Below are 15,745 nucleotides of genomic sequence, written 5' to 3'. Positions count from 1 at the left end.
GTAGTACCGACGTGACGTCACGATTGACACCACTCGTCGCGCTTGTCGCCACCACCGCACTGGTGGCGACAGGATGCGCAGGGGCGGGCTCGTTCGGGGGCGACGGTGGTGGAAAGACGATCACCGTCGCCATCGTGTCCAACTCGCAGATGTCCGACGCCATCTCTCTGGCGCCGGAATTCGAGGCGGACAACCCCGGCATCGACCTGAAGTTCGTCTCCCTGTCGGAGAACGAGGCGCGCGCCAAGATCACGGCCTCGGTGGCCACCGGCGGCGGTGAATTCGACGTGGTCATGATCAGCAACTACGAGACCCCGCAGTGGGCCGAGAACGGCTGGTTGACCAACCTCTCCGAGTACGCGCAGGACACACCGGGATACGACGAGGCCGACTTCATCCCGTCCCTGAAGGAGTCCCTCTCCTACGAGGGCAGCATGTATTCGGTGCCGTTCTACGGTGAGTCGTCCTTCCTGATGTACCGCAAGGATCTGATGGAGGCGGCCGGCATCACGATGCCGCAGGAGCCCACCTGGCAGCAGGTCGCCGACGCCGCCGCGAAGCTCGACACGCCCGGTGTCTCCGGTATCTGCCTCCGCGGCAAGCCCGGCTGGGGCGAGGTCCTGGCCCCTCTGGACACCGTCATCAACGCTTTCGGTGGCCGCTGGTACGACGAGAACTGGAACGCGCAGCTGACCAGTCCGCAGGTCGAGGAAGCGGTGCAGTTCTACGTCGATCTGGTCCGCACCCACGGGCAGGCAGGCGCGGCGACCAGTGGGTTCAGTGAGTGCGGAACGCAACTGGCGCAGGGCAACACAGCAATGTGGTACGACGCCACCTCGGCAGTGTCCGTGCTCGAGGATCCCACGTCGAGCACCGTCGTCGGCAAGATCGGGTACGCCAAGGCGCCGTCCGCGGCCAAGGGTGACAACGGTTGGCTCTACTCGTGGGCGCTCGGTATCCCGAAGACCTCCGAGAATCCCGACGACGCGTGGAAGTTCGTGTCCTGGATGACGAACAAGGAGTACCTGAACAAGGTCGGCAACGAGCTCGGATGGGAGCGTGTCCCGCCGGGAAGTCGGTTGTCCACGTACGAGATCCCCGAGTACGAGAAGGCGTCGGCCGCGTTCGGTCAGGTGACGCTCGACTCGATCAACGGCGCCGACCCGAACAAGCCCACGGTCGACCCCGTGCCCTACACCGGGGTGCAGTTCCTCACCATTCCCGAGTTCCAGGACCTGGGAACCCGTGTCAGTCAACAGATCAGCGCCGCGATCGCCGGACAGATCAGTGTCCAGGACGCACTCGCCCAGGCGCAGCAGTACGCCGAAGTGGTCGGTAAGACCTACCAGGAGGACGAGTGATGACCGCTACCGATGTCGGTTCGCCGCGGACGGAGTCCACGCCGGTCGTCCGGCGTGAACGGACGATCAGCAAGGCAGAGGGATGGCGCCGCCGTGGACCACTGCTCCCGGCCATGGTGTTCGCCATCGTCGTCACGCAGATTCCGTTCCTCTTCACGCTGTACTACTCGACGCAGTCGTGGAACCTGGTGCGACCGGGCTCCCGAGAGTTCAACTGGCTCAACAACTACGTCGACGTGTTCCGCGACAGCCAGTTCCGTCAGGTCGCTCTCAACACGGTGATCATGATCGTCGGCACGGTCATCATCTCGGTGGTGCTGGGTCTGCTGCTGGCACTGCTACTCGACCGGAAGTTCATCGGCCGCAGCCTGGTCCGCACCCTGCTGATCACGCCGTTCCTCATCACCCCGGTCGCCGGCGCGTTGATCTGGAAGACCACGATGTTCGATCCCGTCTTCGGCCTCATCAACTTCGCCCTGAGTCCGTTCGGGGTGGACCAGATCGACTGGGTCTCCCGCTTCCCCCTGGCGGCCGTCATGACCAACCTGGTGTGGCAGTGGACCCCGTTCATGATGCTGCTGATACTCGCCGGCCTGCAGTCGATGCCGAAGGACATCGCCGAGGCAGCCCGTGTCGACGGCGCCGGCCCGTTCGCACTCTTCCGCGAGCTGACGTTGCCGCACCTGCGTCGATTCATCGAACTGGGTGCCGTCCTGGGCGCGATCTACCTGATCAACACCTTCGACGCGGTCTACATGATGACCTCCGGCGGACCCGGTGTGGCGTCGTCGAACCTGCCCTTCTACATCTACCAACGAGCCTTCCTCGGCTTCGACATCGGCCAGGCCGCGGCCATGGGCGTCGTCACCGTGGTGGCCACCATCGTCGTCAGCACCCTGGCGCTGCGACTGATCTTCAAGAGCTTCAGTGGGAACGAGGAGGCGGCGTGATGACTACCGGAACCGTGGAGAAAGCGCCCGTCACCCGGAAGGCTCGGTGGGGCACGGGCTCGATCTGGTCCTTCGTCGCCTGGGTCGCCGGCATCGCCTTCTTCTTCCCTGTCCTGTGGATGGTGATCACCGGGTTCAAGCAGGAAGCCGACGCCTACACCGCCACACCGAAGATCTTCTTCACCCCGACGCTCGACCAGTACCGCGGAGTTCTCGACAGCGGCATCGGCACCACGCTGCTCAACTCGGCCTTCGCCACCATCGTCTCGACGGCTCTCGTTCTGCTGCTGGGAGTTCCGGCCGCGTTCGCGTTGTCGCTGCGGCCGGTGAAGAAGACGCAGGACGTGCTGTTCTTCTTCATCTCCACCAAGATGCTCCCCGTCGTCGCCGCCATCGTTCCGCTCTACGTGATCGTCGGAGACATCGGTCTGCTGGACAATATCTGGGCCCTGATCATCCTGTACACGGCGATGAACCTCCCGATCGCGGTGTGGATGATGCGCTCGTTCTTCCTCGAGGTGCCGAGCGAACTGCTCGAGGCCGCGAGCATGGACGGTGCCTCGCTGTGGACGTCGGTGCGGGAGGTCATCCTGCCCCTGGTCTCTCCCGGAATCGCGGCGACGTCGCTCATCTGCGTGATCTTCTCGTGGAACGAATTCTTCTTCGCCGTCAACCTCACCGCCGTCCAGGCGCAGACCATTCCGGTCTACCTCGTCGGCTTCATCACCGGCCAGGGCCTGTACTGGGCCCAGCTGTCCGCCGCTGCGACGTTCGCAGCCCTCCCCGTCGTCCTCGCCGGATGGTTCGCGCAGAACAAACTCGTGCGCGGATTGTCCTTCGGCGCAATCAAGTAGGAGAAGAATCATGGCTGCAATCTCGTACAAGCAAGCATCGTGCATCTACGACGGCGCCGACAAGTTGGCGGTGGACTCCCTCGACCTCGACATCCAGGACGGTGAGTTCATCGTCCTGGTCGGACCGTCCGGCTCCGGCAAGTCGACCGCGCTGCGGATGCTGGCCGGCCTCGAGGAGATCGACGGTGGCGCCATCGAGATCGGGGGGAAGAACATGGTCGGGGTGCCGTCCAAGGACCGCGACATCGCGATGGTGTTCCAGAACTACGCGCTCTACCCCAACAAGACCGTCGGCGAGAACATGGGCTTCGCCCTCAAGATGCGCGGCGTGAGCCTCGAGGAGCGCACGAAGCGAGTCAAGGACGCTGCCGATCTGCTCGACCTCACCGAATACCTGGACCGCAAGCCCGGCAAGCTCTCCGGTGGTCAACGCCAGCGCGTGGCCATGGGACGCGCCATCGTGCGCGAGCCGCAGGTGTTCTGCATGGACGAGCCGCTGTCCAACCTCGACGCCAAGCTACGCGTGCAGACGCGCACCCAGATCGCGGCACTCCAGCGGCGACTCGGCACCACCACCGTCTACGTCACCCACGACCAGGTGGAGGCGATGACGATGGGTGACCGGGTGGCGATCCTCAAAGACGGGAAGCTGCAGCAGTTCGCCTCGCCCACCGAGCTGTACGACCACCCGATCAACGCGTTCGTCGCCGGCTTCATCGGCTCGCCCGCGATGAATCTGTTCACGGTGCCCGTCGCGAAGGGTGGACTGAAGGTCGGGGACCGCACCATCGCCCTCGAACGCGACCAGCTCACGGCCATCGCGGCGGCCGGCCTCGACGAGGTCACGCTGGGTCTGCGCCCCGAGCAGCTCGCCATCGGATCCGCGGACGACGACGGACTGGTGGTCACGGTGGATCTGGTCGAGGAACTGGGCAACGAGAGTTACCTGTACGCCAGCTTCGGCGACACACGAATTCGCTCCTCGGACGGCACTCCGGCCACGATCGTGGCACGCTCACCTCGGAGGGCTCCTGCGAAGATCGGCGAGACGATCACGCTGACCAAGCAGGAGGGCACGGCGTACCTGTTCCATCCGGAAACAGGGTTGCGCCTGACTGCCTGACCGACCAGGGGGATAGACCCGGGTGTGGGAACGTGCCGGGAAGACCGTTCCCACACCCGCCTACGTCAGACGCGCTGCGCGTGGTCGAGCAGCACGTCGGCAGCATCGGACGCGTGCGTCCACGGCCACCAGTGCTTCGCGTCGACCTCGAGGACGGTGAGGTCCGGGATCCACCGATCGACGTCCTCGACCAGATCGGCGGACAGGAATCGGTCCTTCAGCGGCACGACCACGAGTGTGGGGACCTCGCAACTCGCTGGTGGTCCGGAGAGCATGCGCCGAATGATGTTGGCGCGGTACAGCTCCACTCCACGTTGCATGTCGATCGGATCCGCCGGGGGTGCCGGATCCGCGGGCCCGGCCTTGACGAACAGATCGGGCACGTACTTTCCGACGACGGGAATGTGGAAGCCCCAGATGTACCAGGACCGCCCGAGCTGCCCGAGCACGGACGGCCACTGTGTCGGACGCAGCCCTCGCCGCCTCGAGGTCTCCCGCAGGTGGTCGATGCTCGGTCCCGACACCGAGGTGAACGAGCCGAAGACGACGGTGGCACGAGGATCCCGCAGAGGCTCCCACATCTGGACCGAACCCCAGTCGTGCGCGAACGCATGGATCGGCCCCCGCAGATCGGGGATCGAGTCGATCACCGCGTACGTGTCGTCCGCGAGACGCTCGATGGCGAACGACGACGACTTCTCCGGGTGCTCGACGACGGTATGACCGCCGCCGCGCGTGTCGTACGAGATGACCCTGGCGCGATCACCGATCGCGTCGATCATGGCGTCGAACATCGTGTGGTTGTTCGGGTAGCCGTGGACCAGGAGCACGGTCGTGTCCGCGTCGGGGTTCCCGTACTCGTACACCGCGAGGGCGGCCCCGTCGGATCGAGCTGTCCACCTGCTGTGCGGTTCGGTCATCCTGCCTCGCTTCTGCTGTAGAGAGACTCTCCGCGGAGAAGTCGAGCGACGAGATGCAAGCGCATCTCTTCCTGCTCCGGCTGCGGATGGACCACGGCCGAGAGCGCTTCTCCGTCCAGGAGGTGTACCACCGTGAAGAGGACTGTATCGAGTTCGGCGGCAGGAATCGTCCCGGCGATCGGCAACGTCCGGCCCAGCTCGGTGATCTCCCGGTGGTAGCGGATCGTGAACGGGACGAGTCTCGCCCGCAGCTCCTCGTCGCTGCGAGCGGCGATGAGGAGCTCGTACCAGGCGCCGTTGATCGGGGCGCGGCACGCCGCGCGCAGCAACGTCAGGCAGTGCTCGACCGACGCCGAACCGAAGCTCGCGAGACCTCCGCGGAACTCCTCGAACTGGCGCCTACGAACCTCGTCCGCGGCGGCGACCACCAGGTCGAGCCTGGTCGGGAAATGCCGGAACAGAGCGCCGGACGACACACCCGCACGGGTGACGACTTCGTTCACCGTCGTTGCGGCGTAACCTCTCTCGGCCAACGAGGAGATGGTGGCGTCGAGAAGTTTCGCGATGGTGTCGGTCCGGCGCTGCTCCTGCGTTCGTCTCACACGGACACGGTAGTGGCCGCAGGTGTCCTCACGCCCGCTCGCAGGAATCGGCCGGCGCGCTCGGACACCCCGAACCACGATGCGAAGCGACCCTCGCGGTAGACCACTCGGCCTCCGATGAGCGTCGCCGTGACGGCGTCGTCGTTGCGGTTGACCATCCGGCTCAGCCCGCCGAACTCGGGCATCGACTCCTCGTTGTAGGCGTCGACCTCGTCCGTCAGTCCCGCCGGGTTCACGACGACGATGTCCGCACGGTCACCGAGGCGCAGATGCCCGGTGTCGACGCCGTAGAAATCGGCCAGTTCGCCGCTCAGCTTGTGCGCCGCCTGTCCGACGGTCAGGAACGACTCGTGTGCGTCGTGCACCCGACGAAGCAGGCGGATCCCGAAGTTGTAGAACGCCATGTTCCGCAGGTGCGCCCCGGCATCGGAGAATCCCACTGTCACACCGGGCTTCGTGATCAGCTTGTCCATCTGCTTACGGCGATGGTTGGCGATCGTGGTGTGCCAACGCAGCTTCCGGCCGTGCTCGACGACCAGGTCGAGGAACGCGTCGACTACGTGGATTCCCTGCTCCCGCGCCAACTCCGCGACGTTCTTCCCGATCACGGACGCGTCGGGGCACTCGGTGATGATGACGTCGCCGAAGTCCCGGTGCCACACACGGGAGGAGAACTTCTTCTCGAAGTCGGCGCGGAACCAGCGTCGATACGCCTCGTCCTTCAGCAGCTCGTTGCGGCCCAGTTCCTCGCGCAGGTGCAGAGCCGCTCTGCCGGAACCGAATTCCTCGAAGACGACCAGGTCGATTCCGTCGGAGTAGACGTCGAACGTCGTGGGCAGGTGCTGCCACCGGAACTGACCCTTGCCGGGGCCGTTCACGATCGCGGCGAGGGGGCCGAAGATGTGGTGGATCCAGGGTGAGGCCTTGGCGTCCGCCGCGGCGAGCAGCGACACCTTCAGCGCGCGACGTCCTATCCCGGTGGCCGCACCGAGGAAGAAGACCATGTCGTACTTCGTGTTCAGATTCGGAATGCTCTGCAGAAGCCGGCCGCGGCGCCGCAGGATTTTGTGCAGGCGCCGGAACTCCGACCAGGATGCGTAGGACGACGGCAGGGATCGCGACCGGTAGCGGTCGCCGTCCAGCTTGTCCCACGGATTGGTCATCGTGGACATGCCGAGCATTCCGGCGTCGAGCGCCTTCTCGAGAGCGTCGGACATCTGCGCGGTCTCTTCGCGCGTCGGCTTCTGGGAGCGGTCGGTCGACCGATCCAGCCCCATGACGTGGGCGCGGAGATCCGAATGTCCCACCAGCGACGCGATGTTCGGACCGAGTGGGAGCCGCTCGAGCGCGGCGATGTACTCCTCGGGACCGTCCCACGTCTTGTGCGTGTCGACAGCTTTGAGCACGTGATCGCGCGGCAATGCTTCGACGCGGCTGAACAGGTCCGCGATGTCCACCGGCGTCGAGTACAGCGTGGACAGCGAGCAGTTCCCCAGCAGAACCGTCGTCACGCCGTGGCGGACCGATTCCACCAGTCCGGGGCCCACCAGCACCTCGGCGTCGTAGTGGGTGTGCACGTCGACGAAGCCCGGCATGACCCACTGGCCGGTGGCGTCGATGACCTCGGTGTCCGGCCCGACGGCCAGCGCGTCCGAGGAGACGGCGCGGACCACGCCGTCGACGATGCCGACATCGCGTCGGACACCGGGACCGCCGTCGCCGTCGAAGACGGTCCCGCCGCTGATCACCACATCGAAGTGCGACTCGTTCATGTGACCTCCATCACTGTGCGATGGGCTCACCGTAACTTAGAGAGTGATCACTCGCAATGGTCTGTCAGAACGCGAGGGGGCGGTGAGATTCCCGCACGTACGTCCAGGTCGACGACGGGCGAACCAATCCGGCGGATTCGAGGTCGATGCCGTCCTCGGTGATCTCCGAGGTCAGGAACGTGCGATCCGACTCCTCGAGTGCTCGCGACTGCACCTCGGCGAACGCGTCGATCGCGATGCGGTGGTACTCGTCGAGCGGATTCTCGCGTCCGAGGGCCCGGAGGTGAATGCTCTCGCGGACATCACCGAGGTGAGCGAGATAGTCCGACCAGGCGCGGTCGAGGTGGTGCAGCACGATGCGCCGCGCGACACCTGTTCGAACGTCCGCGTCGAGCGGCTCCAGTTCCGCGGCGCGGTCCGGGTTGCGATCGGCCAGCAGGGTCCACGCCTCGTCGGTGGTCAGCAGCGTCGCGCGGCGGGCATCGAGGATGTCGCGGTGCTGGGCAGTCAGTTGGTTGTACCGCCACGTGGACGCGTGGGTGTCCAGCATCGCGCCCTCGGCGACACGCTGAGCGTGATCGATGCGCTTGGCCGCGACCTCCGACTCGATGAAGCCCGTGTCGTCGGGGTGGCCGGGACGATCGCTCTTCTCCAGGTATCGCGTCACCAGGGAGTCGTCCCAACTGGCGAAGAACACCGAGCGGCCCGGATCGCCCTGGCGCCCCGCACGTCCGCGTAGTTGGTTGTCCAGGCGCTCGGTGACGTACCGCCCGGTTCCGACGACGAGCAGACCGCCGAGATCGGTCACTCCGTCTCCGAGTCTGATGTCCGTGCCGCGGCCGGCGATCTGGGTCGAGACGGTCACAGCGCCGCGAAGTCCTGCGCGAGCGATGATCTCGGCTTCCTCCGCGTCGTTCTTCGCGTTCAGGGCGACCACCGGGACACCCTCGTCCTCGAGTCGCGCAGCGAGATCCTCCGACTCCTCGACATCGTGAGTGCCGACCAGGACCGGCTGACCGGTGGCATGGGCCTCGACCACCGCGGCCACGACTGCGGCCGTCTTCTCCGGCGCCGTGGCGTAGACGCGATCGACCTCGTCGACACGCACCAGCGGCTCGTTCGGCTCCACCACCGACACACCCAGGCTGTAGAACGTCCGAAGTTGTTCTCCCGCAGCGAGAGCTGTGCCGGTCATGCCGCACACGCGTTTGTACCGACCCATCAGCGCCTGCACCGTGACGGTGTCGAGTACCTGGCCCGTCTGTGTGCGCTCCAGGCCTTCCTTGGCCTCGACGGCAGCCTGCAGGCCGTCGGGCCAGCGCTGCAGCTCGGCGACGCGGCCACGCGACGCATTGACCAGCTGCACCCGTCCGTCGCGCACGATGTAGTCGACGTCCCTGCGTACCAACACTTCAGCGTGCAGGGTGAGGTTGACGCGCACCAATGTGGTGCCGACGTGCTCCTCGCTGTAGAGGTCGATGTCGCCGAGCGCGGCCTCCATCTTCTCCGCCCCGGCGTCGGTGAGGAACACGTTGCGCCGCTCGGCATCGACCTCCCAGTCGGTCTCCGCGTCGAGGGATCGCACGGCATCCAGCACGTCGTCCGCCGACACGTCCTGATCGATCGAGCCGGCGAGAACCAAGGGCACCAGCGCCTCGTCCACCAGCACCGAGTCCGCCTCGTCGACCACGGCCACGTCCGCGGTGGGGGAGACCAGCAGGTCGGCGTCGTCGACGAGGTGGTCCCGCAGAACGTCGAACCCGACCTCGTTCACCGACGCGTACGTGACGTCGCAGGCATAGGCTGCCCGCCGCTCGTCCGCCGTCGACTCCGCCGTGATCCACCCGACGGTGACACCGAGGGCGTCGTACAGCGGGCCCATCCACTCCGCATCGCGTCGGGCGAGGAAGTCGTTGACCGACACGACGTGCACGTCCCGGCCCTGCAGGACATAGGCGGCCGCGGCGATCGCGCCGGACAGGGTCTTACCCTCGCCCGTCGCCATCTCGACCACGTCACCCTCCAGCAGCCGAACGGCTCCGTAGAGCTGGGTATCGAAGGGCCGCTGGGACAATGCGCTATCGGATGCCTTGCGGGCGAGAGCGAGGAACGCGGGAACGTCGAGCGTTCCGGCACGGCGTAGGTCATCGGCGGCTGCACGCAGGCCGTCCGCGTCGAGGTCGCGGTGGCGATCCTCGAGCGCCCGGGCTGCCTCCACGGCACCTTGCGACCGCGCATGCCCCTTCGCGACCGAACGACCGAGCAGGGACCAGAACCGTGACGCCATGTTCGCCAGGCTACCGACGGGGCCGCACGTGGGGTCTTTTGCGAGCCGTGTGCACACCCTCAGCGGTAAGCGCAGTGCAGCGCGTCGGCTGCTGCAGCCTGTGTGCACACCCCCAGCGTCAAGCGCACACCCTCTGCCGCCGGCGGGTGGGGGTGTTCGGTCACCAGAAGGGGTGCACACTCTCGTTGCCGCGCCGGTACGCGTTCAAGGGGGGCGCTGCAGCCTGTGTGCACACCCTCAGGGTCAAGCGCACACCCTCGGCTGCCGGCGGGTGGGGGTGTGCGGTTACCGGAAGGGGTGCACACACCCGGTGCTGCAGAATTGGGCGCAGTGTCGCTGCGTGTCCGACGCGGGGGCCGCGGCAGCCTGTGTGCACACCCTCAGCGTCGAGCGCACACCCACTACGGCCGGCTGGTGGGGGTGCGCGGTCACCGGAAGGGGTGCACACACCCGGTGCTGCAGAATTGGGCGCAGTGTCGCTGCGCGTCCGATGCTGGCGCGGCAACCTGTGTGCACACCCCCAGTGTCAAGCGCACACCCTCTACCACCGGCAGGTACGGGTGTGCGGTCACCAGTAGGGGTGCACACACCCCCAGCGGCAAGCGCCCGATCCGCTCACCGCTCCGACGACGTGACCGTCCCCAGCCACCCGGACACCAGCTCGACGGCCTCCGGGGCGGCGACGGCCGTCGCGTGGTCGTACCCGCGGAGCTCTTCGTACTCGGAGCCGGCGATCAGCGATGCGGTGCGACGGGTGTCGTCGATACGCTGGATGTCGCGGGAGCCGACGTAGAACAGTGTCGGTGCCGTGATGGCGTGGACGGCGTCGTCGGCGATGCCGGGATCGTCGTCCGATGCCCGGAAGTACGCGGCCAGTGCCTCGGAGTCGTTGCGCAGGAACGCGGCTCGGGTGCCGGAGTCCACCGGAAAGCCGCGGCGGTTCGCCCACTCGTGGACGAAACCGTCCATTCCCCGCTCGGCCAGGACGTCGGCGCTGCCGTCGAAGAACAGACTGTCGAGTGCTCCTCGCTGCGGCCCCGATCCAGCGCCGCCGACCACCAAGGAGGCGACCCGCTCGGGAGTGCGGGTGACCAGGTTCAAACCGGACCGCCCGCCGAACGAGTAGCCGACGTAATGCACCGCGTCGACGTTGACCGCATCGAGGACAGCGACGAGATCCTCGCTGATGCGGTCCATCGAATAGCTGTCGACGGTGCGGGGAGCGTCGCTTCGTCCGTGTCCACGCTGGTCCACGAGGATCAGGCGGTACGTGTCGCGCAGTGCCCGCACGTATCCGAACGTGCGCCAGATCTGGTGTGACAACAGGCTGCCGTGCACCAGCATCACCGGCGGGCCGGTGGGGGCACCCGTCACCGAGTAGGCGATGCGGGTGCCGTCCACCGGGTTCGTTGCGAAGTCCACGGTAGCGATGATCTCAGGTGTTCCAGGACCGCGCGCCGTCGGCAGTCAACTCCACCCGACGCGTGATGCCGACCCGGTCGAGGAACGACTCGTCGTGGCTGACCACCACCAACGCCCCCCGATACGACAGCAGGGCCGAACTCAGGTGTTCCTTCGACGCGACATCGAGATTGTTCGTCGGCTCGTCGAGGATCAGCAGTTGCGGCGCGGGATCGGACAGGAGCAGCATCGCCAGCGCGGCCCGCACCCGTTCACCACCGGAGAGGGTGCTCACCACCGCGTCGGCTCTTCGACCGCGGAACAGGAAGCGAGCCAAACGGATTCGAATGTCTGTGATCGGAGTGTCCGGCGCGACCCGACGGACGTTCTCGACCACCGATTCCGTGTCGTCGAACACGTCGAGCGACTGCGGGAGGTAGGCGGACGGAACCGACGAGGTCAACGCCCGCAGCAACGTCGTCTTCCCGATGCCGTTGTCGCCCATCAGCGCGATCCGCTCCGGGCCGACGATGGTCAGATTCACCGAACGGCCGGGGTAGCGTCCGTCCAGATCCAATGCCGTGTCACCGGTTTCGGCCACCAGTCGTGTCGAGTGCACGGCGGTGTCGGGAAGGTCGACGACTATTTCGGTGTCGTCCCGAACCCGCTCGTTCGCCTCCTCGGCGCGAGCCTTCGCCTCGTCGACGCGCTGCTCGTGGCCGAGGCGGTACTTTCCGGCCGACACCTGAGCGGAGCTCTTCAGGTTGTTGGCGACGATCTTCGGAACGCGTTTCTCGCGCGAAGCCTTGTCTCCCATCCGTCGTCGTCGTGCGACGGTCGTCCGCGCCTCGACAAGGTCGCGCTGCTGTTTGCGCACGTCCTGCTCTGCGGTACGAACGCTCGCCCGGGCCGCATCCTGCTCGGCGTCGAGGACCGCGCGGTAATGAGTCCAGTTGCCGCCGAAGCTGCGGATGCGGCCTGGTGACTCACGCACGGAACGGATTTCGGCGATCTCGTCCATCCGGTCGAGAAGGTCGGGATCGTGCGATGCCACGATGACGGTCCCGGTGAACGCGTCCAGGGTGCGTGCGAGTGCGGCCCGAGCGCGACCGTCGAGATTGTTGGTGGGTTCGTCGAGAAGCAGCACCGACGGCCGCCGGATCAACTGTCCCACCAGCGCCAACAGAGTCGACTCGCCCCCGGACAGCGTGTCGAGGGGTCGGTCGAGATCGCCCGCGGACCCGATCGAATCGCCGAGGCCGGCCGCGTCGAGAAGCGCGAGTGTGCGTTCCTCGATGTCCCAGTCCACGCCGATGACCGTGAAGTCGTCGGGATCGGTGCTGCCGTTCTCGACCCGTGCGAGGGCGGCTCGCACGGTGTCGATTCCCAGGCCGGCCGCGACCGTATCTGCGCCCCTCGTGGCTGTCTGCTGCGGGACGTAGCCGGTGGTGCCCGTGACGCGGATAGATCCGCGGGACGGAGCCAATCGGCCGGTGATCAACTGCAGGAGAGTCGATTTGCCGGCGCCGTTCGTGCCCACCAGGCCGGTTCGGCCGGGAGTGAAGGATGCGTCCAGGCCGTCGAAGACGGGGCGGCCGTCAGGCCAAGTGAAGGTGAGATCCGTGATGACGACGGAGGGTGAAACTGACATGGTGCACCTCGGGAGGGAGTGTCGTGCCACCGCAAGTGTTCGCGGTGGGATCCGCACTACGCCGAGATGAGCAACGTTCATGTCCGTTCGTCCGGGGATGGGGGCTCGTCCACTGTAGGACGATCGGCCCGCGGGGTCAACGGATATTCGAACCGATTGTCACTCAGTCGTTCTCGGATCCCTCGACGGTCGGTCCCTTCGCGCGAAGGTCGTCGACCTTGGCCATCGCGTCGCGGAGTTCTGCCAGCCACGGGTCGATGTGCTCACCGGTGAGCCGCACTGCCCATGCGAGAGCGTCGGCACGCGAGCGGGCGACGCCGGCGTCGACGAGCGTGTCGAGCACCTTGCGTTCGGGCTGACGCAGGCGCGTCATGACCGGCACTGCGAGGTGGGTGAAGAGGGTGGTGTCACCGTCGATGGTCACGCCCCAGGCGACCTTGCGGCCGTAGCGGGCCTCGGCCTCGGCGGCGATGCGCATGCGGTCCTCGCGGGTCGTCTCGCGGAACCGAGCGATACGGCCCTCGACTCCCGCCTCCGACTCCGGCGCGTTCAGCTCACCGATGACGACGATCTCCTCGCGATCGATCTCGACCGTGGCGACGCCGTCGAACCAGTTGTCGGGAAGGCGGCCGAGGAACCACTGTTCCGCATCGCCCGCATCCGGGACGTCCTTCTGCTGCCAGCCGCCGGGGCGACCGACTCGTTCCGCGCGCTCGCCGCGCTTGCTTCCGCGTCCGCGGCCGTGCGGGCCGCCGCGACGGGGAGATTCTCCGGGGGCGAAGGGGTGTTCTCCGAACGGAAAGTTCTCGTGGGTGTGCATGATGATCTTCTTTCGTCAGTGGCGCGATTACATGATTACAACGCCAGTGATTACAAGATTACACAGTTGTGGAACATCGTCAAGGAATCGGTTCGTCCGTGTGACCGTCGGAGCCGTGGGGCACTATCAGTGCGTGTCCACGCTGATCTCCCGCCCAGTCCCTCGACTCGTTGCCGTGATCGCCGCTCTCGCCGTGGCGGCCACCGGTTGCAGCAGCGACGAACCGCCCGAGTCCCGTCTGACGGCCGATCGCTTCGCCGAGGCGCTGAGCACCGGAAATATCGGAGCGGCGGCCGAGCTGACGTCCGATCCCGCCGCGGCCACCGCGGCACTGACGCAGGTCTACGACGGGCTCGGCGGCTCGGGCGCGGTCACGGCTACCCCGCGCTTCACCGTCAGTCAGGCAGACGACGAGCTGCAGACGTTCACGATGTCCGCGTCGTGGTCCTTCGCGCCTCCGGAGTCGGACAGTTCGCAGCCCGACACCAGTACGACCGCCGCCGCCACCACGACGGCTGCGCCCGCGACCGCGGAGCGCGTCTGGACGTACACGACGTCCGGCTCGGTGGCCGACGGCGACCAGGGCTCGAAGGTGACATGGGACCCCGGCGTCGTCGTGCCGGGTCTGACGCCGAACACGACCGTTCGCTACACCCCGGTCACGGCCACCACGACTCCCCGCGTCGTCGACACGTCGGGCGCAGCGTTGATGTCGCAGCAGGTCGTGACGTTGGTGAACCTGGATCAGACCGCGGACCCGACTGCCGTCGCAGCGTTGGTGTCCCCGTTCGCGCCGACCGTGACGGCAGAATCGTTGCGCGCGGACCTCGCCGGCGGGCAGACGGTGACCGCCGTCAGTCTGCGACAGGAGGACCTCGCGCCGATCGAGCCACTACTCGCAGCCCTTCCGGGTGTGACGCTCGCGCCGCAGACGCGGCTGCTCACCGAGAACCGCGCCCTCTCCTCACCTGCCCTGAACGACGTCGCGCAGCTGTGGCAGGAACAGCAGGACGCCACCGCCGGCTGGGCCGTCCAGTTGCTCGGCCCCGACGGCGCAGTCGCCCAGCAGCTCACCGGTGTCGAGGCGACCGTCGGCAAGGACATCCAGGTCACCTTGGACACGTTGCTCCAGCTCAAAGCGGAGAACGCCCTGGCGACGGCCCAGAATGCGTCGGCGATCGTCGCGATCCGGCCTTCCACCGGAGACGTCGTGGCCGTGGCGCAGAACGCGGCCGCCGACGCTCAGGGGCCCATCGCGCTGACCGGCCTGTATCCGCCCGGCTCGACCTTCAAAACCGTGACGACGTCCGCTGCGCTGCAGGCCGGCAACGCCACCCCGACGACGGTGCTCCCGTGCCCCGGGTCGGCGAACATCGAGGGCCGGACCATTCCCAACGACGATAACTTCGACCTCGGCCAGGTGCCGCTGCAGACGGCATTCGCACGGTCCTGCAACACCACGATGGGTCAGCTCGCCGTCGACCTCCCCGGCGACGCACTGCAGAAGGCGGCAGCGCAGTTCGGTCTGGGAGTCGACTACGTGACACCGGGTCTCACGACGGTGACCGGCAGCGTTCCGGCCGCTACGACACCGGCGGAACGCGTCGAGTCCGCCATCGGGCAGGGCGCGGTCACCGCGTCGCCGTTCGGGATGGCACTCGTCGCGGCGTCCATCGCCAACGGATCGACGCCCGAGCCGACCTTGATCACGGGACGACCGGGAACTCCCGACCGGACAGTTGCCGCGCCGTCGGCGCAGGTGACCGAGCAGCTCCGGGCGATGATGCGCGAGACGGTGACCGCGGGAACGGCGACGCAGCTCCAGGACATCGACGGCCTACTGGGCAAGACGGGCACCGCCGAGGTGGCGGGCGGCCCTGCCCATGGCTGGTTCGTCGGCATCCGCGGTGACCTGGCCTTCGCCGTTTTCGTCGAGGGTGGGGACTCGTCCGCGCCGGCGCTGACAGCGGCGGGGTCCTTCCTGCGCTGATCTGCACGGCACAA

12 protein-coding genes are annotated in these 15,745 nt (G+C 67.0%); 5 read left to right on the top strand and 7 right to left on the bottom strand.

Features of this window, described 5'->3' with window-relative positions; genetic code table 11:
- The first annotated feature begins 11 nt into the window (after positions 1 to 11).
- The 4 genes from ASG64_RS13635 to ASG64_RS13620 are packed head-to-tail and all read left to right on the top strand — an operon-like array spanning position 12 to position 4,288.
- Positions 12 to 1,361 carry an ABC transporter substrate-binding protein gene (locus ASG64_RS13635; RefSeq protein WP_056074050.1) on the top strand — a complete coding sequence of 450 codons (1,350 nt, stop codon included), beginning with the start codon at positions 12 to 14 and terminating at the stop codon, positions 1,359 to 1,361.
- Positions 1,361 to 2,311 (top strand): carbohydrate ABC transporter permease, encoded by a 951-nt coding sequence (locus ASG64_RS13630; protein ID WP_056074049.1) that lies wholly within the window; start codon positions 1,361 to 1,363, stop codon positions 2,309 to 2,311. Before ASG64_RS13635 ends, ASG64_RS13630 begins: the two co-directional genes overlap by 1 nt.
- Complete coding sequence (locus ASG64_RS13625) at positions 2,311 to 3,165, top strand: carbohydrate ABC transporter permease (protein WP_042576200.1); 855 nt, start codon at positions 2,311 to 2,313, stop codon at positions 3,163 to 3,165. The genes ASG64_RS13630 and ASG64_RS13625 overlap by 1 nt, the downstream gene beginning before the upstream one ends.
- A 10-nt stretch (positions 3,166 to 3,175) precedes the next feature.
- A complete protein-coding gene (locus tag ASG64_RS13620; protein ID WP_056074048.1) occupies positions 3,176 to 4,288 on the top strand; it encodes an ABC transporter ATP-binding protein in 1,113 nt (370 codons plus the stop codon).
- A gap of 65 nt (positions 4,289 to 4,353) precedes the next feature.
- On the opposite strand, the gene ASG64_RS13615 is transcribed toward ASG64_RS13620, so the two are convergent.
- From ASG64_RS13615 to ASG64_RS13585, 7 genes are all read right to left on the bottom strand, one after another.
- Positions 4,354 to 5,208, bottom strand: coding sequence for an alpha/beta fold hydrolase (locus tag ASG64_RS13615; RefSeq protein WP_082518435.1), 855 nt, complete (start codon positions 5,206 to 5,208; stop codon positions 4,354 to 4,356).
- On the bottom strand, positions 5,205 to 5,810 hold the full coding sequence (locus ASG64_RS13610) for a TetR/AcrR family transcriptional regulator (protein ID WP_056074046.1): 606 nt from the start codon (positions 5,808 to 5,810) through the stop codon (positions 5,205 to 5,207). Before ASG64_RS13610 ends, ASG64_RS13615 begins: the two co-directional genes overlap by 4 nt.
- Positions 5,807 to 7,582, bottom strand: coding sequence for an N-acyl-D-amino-acid deacylase family protein (locus tag ASG64_RS13605; RefSeq protein ID WP_056074045.1), 1,776 nt, complete (start codon positions 7,580 to 7,582; stop codon positions 5,807 to 5,809). The genes ASG64_RS13610 and ASG64_RS13605 overlap by 4 nt, the downstream gene beginning before the upstream one ends.
- Positions 7,583 to 7,646: 64 nt before the next feature.
- Positions 7,647 to 9,869, bottom strand: a complete 2,223-nt coding sequence (secA2, locus tag ASG64_RS13600; protein WP_056074044.1) for an accessory Sec system translocase SecA2 — start codon at positions 9,867 to 9,869, stop codon at positions 7,647 to 7,649.
- 615 nt (positions 9,870 to 10,484) lie between these two features.
- A complete protein-coding gene (locus tag ASG64_RS13595) occupies positions 10,485 to 11,291 on the bottom strand; it encodes an alpha/beta fold hydrolase (RefSeq protein ID WP_156388376.1) in 807 nt (268 codons plus the stop codon).
- A gap of 13 nt (positions 11,292 to 11,304) precedes the next feature.
- The gene (locus ASG64_RS13590) at positions 11,305 to 12,921 is read right to left on the bottom strand and encodes an ABC-F family ATP-binding cassette domain-containing protein (RefSeq protein ID WP_056074042.1); all 1,617 of its coding nucleotides are present in this window, start codon (positions 12,919 to 12,921) and stop codon (positions 11,305 to 11,307) included.
- 163 nt (positions 12,922 to 13,084) lie between these two features.
- A complete protein-coding gene (locus tag ASG64_RS13585; protein WP_235579591.1) occupies positions 13,085 to 13,741 on the bottom strand; it encodes a hypothetical protein in 657 nt (218 codons plus the stop codon).
- Positions 13,742 to 13,874: 133 nt separating this feature from the next.
- On the opposite strand from ASG64_RS13585, the gene ASG64_RS13580 reads away from it, so the two are divergent.
- Positions 13,875 to 15,731 (top strand): penicillin-binding transpeptidase domain-containing protein, encoded by a 1,857-nt coding sequence (locus ASG64_RS13580; RefSeq protein WP_442971141.1) that lies wholly within the window; start codon positions 13,875 to 13,877, stop codon positions 15,729 to 15,731.
- Positions 15,732 to 15,745 lie beyond the last annotated feature (14 nt).

Origin of the sequence: Rhodococcus sp. Leaf247, from assembly GCF_001426185.1 — a bacterium.
Taxonomy (GTDB): domain Bacteria; phylum Actinomycetota; class Actinomycetes; order Mycobacteriales; family Mycobacteriaceae; genus Rhodococcoides.
Note: the sequence above shows the minus strand (reverse complement) of the source record. Positions and strands in the feature narration are given on the sequence as shown.

Excerpts from the sequence above, each read along its gene's own strand:
- ASG64_RS13630 (WP_056074049.1), top strand. The coding sequence starts at position 1,361 with ATGACCGCTACCGATGTCGGTTCGCCGCGGACGGAGTCCACGCCGGTC.
- ASG64_RS13625 (WP_042576200.1), top strand. The coding sequence starts at position 2,311 with ATGACTACCGGAACCGTGGAGAAAGCGCCCGTCACCCGGAAGGCTCGG.
- ASG64_RS13620 (WP_056074048.1), top strand. The coding sequence starts at position 3,176 with ATGGCTGCAATCTCGTACAAGCAAGCATCGTGCATCTACGACGGCGCC.
- ASG64_RS13615 (WP_082518435.1), bottom strand. The coding sequence starts at position 5,208 with ATGACCGAACCGCACAGCAGGTGGACAGCTCGATCCGACGGGGCCGCC.
- ASG64_RS13605 (WP_056074045.1), bottom strand. The coding sequence starts at position 7,582 with ATGAACGAGTCGCACTTCGATGTGGTGATCAGCGGCGGGACCGTCTTC.
- secA2 (WP_056074044.1), bottom strand. The coding sequence starts at position 9,869 with ATGGCGTCACGGTTCTGGTCCCTGCTCGGTCGTTCGGTCGCGAAGGGG.
- ASG64_RS13590 (WP_056074042.1), bottom strand. The coding sequence starts at position 12,921 with ATGTCAGTTTCACCCTCCGTCGTCATCACGGATCTCACCTTCACTTGG.
- ASG64_RS13585 (WP_235579591.1), bottom strand. The coding sequence starts at position 13,741 with ATGCACACCCACGAGAACTTTCCGTTCGGAGAACACCCCTTCGCCCCC.